Genomic DNA, 2,959 nt, shown 5'->3' on the forward strand with positions numbered 1-2,959 from the left:
TGATGCGACATGCCCGGACTCCGTTCCGAGATGACAAAGGAACTTGTGTGACAACAATGCCTTACGTCATCACAACATTTCCATCAAGACGTCTTTTGATACAACACTAAAAAGGTTAACGGCGTTGGGTGGCACTGTAGAAAGAACTTGGGTGCTGGGTGCTGGGTGCTGGGTGCTGGGTGCTGGGTGCTGGGTGCTGGGTGCTCCGCGACCCAACCGAAAGCGGTCGGGTCACCCCGCGATTCATCATCGTCAGGCACAGCCTGACCCACCTTGCTCTCATGCACTCATGATCATTTGTCGCCTGAGAGGAATAAACGCTCAACAGCCCCCCCTCTTGCTCAACGACAGCATGTCATCCTATCCTAACTTCAGCATTGGGCGACACATTTCTAATAGCTGATACCAATTGTTTCACAAACAAATCATTCTCGACGGTCGGACCGTCCAAGCTCTTGCTTGATACCTGGAAACCTAACCCTTGCAGCTTTCCTTTCAGAATGTCACCGCTGCTTAGCGTTATCTGGATGAGATTTGCCGGACCCTGGTACATAAGATCGTTTTTGTACGATTGTATGACTACGTTATCTTCGCTCCATCCACGCTTCCGAGAAATCTCCTTCAAAAAGGAAACCTTCTCGCTGTGCCAATCTCCGGCGATATTGACATGTGGATTATTGTTCAACACCGCCTCGATAACCGCTCTCTCAGATTTTACAAGCAGAAATGCCATACTAGCACCTCATGGGTCAGTGCACTATATCTTACCGATAGGAATATCATTAAAGTTTGCAAACGGTATGACCGCTTCATGTGGTTTGTTCGGTGGATTTGGTGGCGACAAGTATGTGCCAATATCTCAATCATCGAACTCGAGCACTCTGCCACCTGCGGCGCCACATTCACCTGCTCGAGCTCCACTGTAGTCGACATCATAATCACGGCGATCCAGTTACGTATAGACCGGGTGAAGAAGCGACGGGCGCCACTGCTGGCTTGTCCTGCAGTGTATGCTGGACGTACGATGGTTTGATGCAGACTCCTCACTGAAAACGGATCAAGCACTTTCACGATGCCGGGCATTTGCACGAGTTGACCTTCTCCTGCGATCGACGAATGCCCTTGCTGACCAATGACCTTTGGAGAGCGATGTTCTCAGAGAGCATCGACGTGCCACCCAGCCGTCGTCGGCCGGGCCACCCTGAGCTAGGACATGTCCTAGCCTACGTGACTATGTGCTATTCAACAGGAATTCCATCTTCGTATAGCTGCCTGGAAATTTCTTCGCCATCAGCGCTGAAGTAAATCCGTGGGCCTTCGAGTTCACCATCGCTACGAAATGCAATCTCGTAGCTTCCGTCTTCGTTGTAGAAAACTTCCGGTCCGTACATCACCCACTGGCCATTGCGCAACTCTTCTTGCCAACGGTGCTTCATACTCAACGGATCGATGTAGTACATTTCTTTTTTACGCACAGTCTCGCCCCAGCTGTATCGCGTAAAACCACCCCACGCACTTACTTGTCCGCGTTCTTTCGGTGTCAAGTTGTCCACACTTGCGGGGCCGTTTGACCATGCGAATGGAACGCAAGTAAACTGTGCCGACACTTCCTGCGGTGCCAAGAACGCAACCTTCTCTGTAGGTCCGAACTTGTTTGACGGATTGACGTGAAGTGTATTCCTGTTGGCCTCGCCATCAATTCCGGGGGCTGGTGAACTACGACCGCAACCGCTCAAGAAAGTCGACAATAGACAGATCAAGAGTCGAGTGTTGGAGGTGTGGCATTTGAATAACTTACTTTTGTGGTACGGCATAGTGCTACGCTCGAGGCTGGGTGGCATTGCAGAAAGAACTTGGGTGCTGGTGCCATGCCCTCGCTCGCGTGAGCATGCTTTGATCGTCGTTGGATGGTAAACTTTGCGGTGCACTCTGGCCATTGAAAAACTCGAAGAGTCACGTAGGCTGGGACATGTCTCAGCCTTCCGGAATCTTCGTGTAAACCGTAGAGGCAACAGCATACAGAACGAACACAATCTGGCTGTATTGCAGGAAATCCGACAGGTGCAAACAAATGCGATCACATCTGCTCTCGGACTTTTCGTTTCCAGGAGCGCACCTTGTGCATCAGCACATCCCCGACTTAGATTTCTACAGTCTGGGTCGTGTTGACTTGGTCTGCGTTCGATGGTAACACACGATCGACCACTCGGACGTAGAGATGTCGATTGAATCGACATTCAATCTTCACTCCTGTGATGTTAACAAATTCCAATTCTCCGTTCGTTTTCGTGGCGTACGACTCCTGGAGTCCCCTGTAGTCAGTAGTAGTTGTTTTTTAAGCGAACTTGAAATCGAGGATAAGCGATCAAGTCAACTCGAGGGAATCAATTTTGAGATCGTAGATTATGGCTCCCTTGAATTCCGCATCTTGTGCAAAGAGATCGTGATCTCTGGCTTCACCCCTGCAGCGACGTAGGGTGGATGCAGCGATAGCGGAACCGACCGCCGACGACAGGTCTTTGAAATCGAAGCATTCGACTCATTGCCATTTTCCTCAAGTGAACCTGATCGCGACCACGTGTGTCACTGCCGTCTCACGACAACTTTACGCAGGACGCCAACGATGCAGATTCGGAAATACGAGAACGGCGATGTGCCAGCCATTCTCAAGGCATGGGACAGTGCAACTCGACTCGCGCACCCATTCCTGGAAGAAGACTTTCTTGCCCAGGAACGAAGGAACATTCCTGAGTTATATTTGCCAAATGCAGAGACTTGGGTGACAGAAGTCGATGGAGAAGTTGTCGATTTCATCGCACTCTTAGGTAATGAGTAAGCGCCGTTTGGAGTGCATGTTGACTTGGGTTGTATTCTTTGGGGTTTCTGGTTTTGGAATTCCTGGGGGATGGTGTCTTGTCGCGTGTGGGTTATTCTCGAGTGCAGTGGGTCGAGTGGATTG

General features: G+C 50.5%; 3 protein-coding genes. 1 reads left to right on the forward strand and 2 read right to left on the reverse strand.

The window, feature by feature from the left end; genetic code table 11:
- Nucleotides 1–355: 355 nt before the first annotated feature.
- Complete coding sequence (locus KOR42_RS25975) at nt 356–733, reverse strand: hypothetical protein (RefSeq protein WP_146512709.1); 378 nt, start codon at nt 731–733, stop codon at nt 356–358.
- Between the two features lie 505 nt (nt 734–1,238).
- Nucleotides 1,239–1,622, reverse strand: coding sequence for a toxin-antitoxin system YwqK family antitoxin (locus tag KOR42_RS25980; RefSeq protein WP_146512710.1), 384 nt, complete (start codon nt 1,620–1,622; stop codon nt 1,239–1,241).
- Between the two features lie 1,001 nt (nt 1,623–2,623).
- On the opposite strand from KOR42_RS25980, the gene KOR42_RS25985 reads away from it, so the two are divergent.
- Nucleotides 2,624–2,836, forward strand: coding sequence for a GNAT family protein (locus KOR42_RS25985; protein WP_146512711.1), 213 nt, complete (start codon nt 2,624–2,626; stop codon nt 2,834–2,836).
- The last annotated feature ends 123 nt before the right edge of the window (nt 2,837–2,959 follow it).

Source organism: Thalassoglobus neptunius (assembly GCF_007859735.1).
Lineage (GTDB): Bacteria > Planctomycetota > Planctomycetia > Planctomycetales > Planctomycetaceae > Thalassoglobus > Thalassoglobus neptunius.

Coding starts and splice junctions, on each gene's coding strand:
- KOR42_RS25975 (WP_146512709.1), bottom strand. CDS start 733: ATGGCATTTCTGCTTGTAAAATCTGAGAGAGCGGTTATCGAGGCGGTG.
- KOR42_RS25985 (WP_146512711.1), top strand. CDS start 2,624: ATGCAGATTCGGAAATACGAGAACGGCGATGTGCCAGCCATTCTCAAG.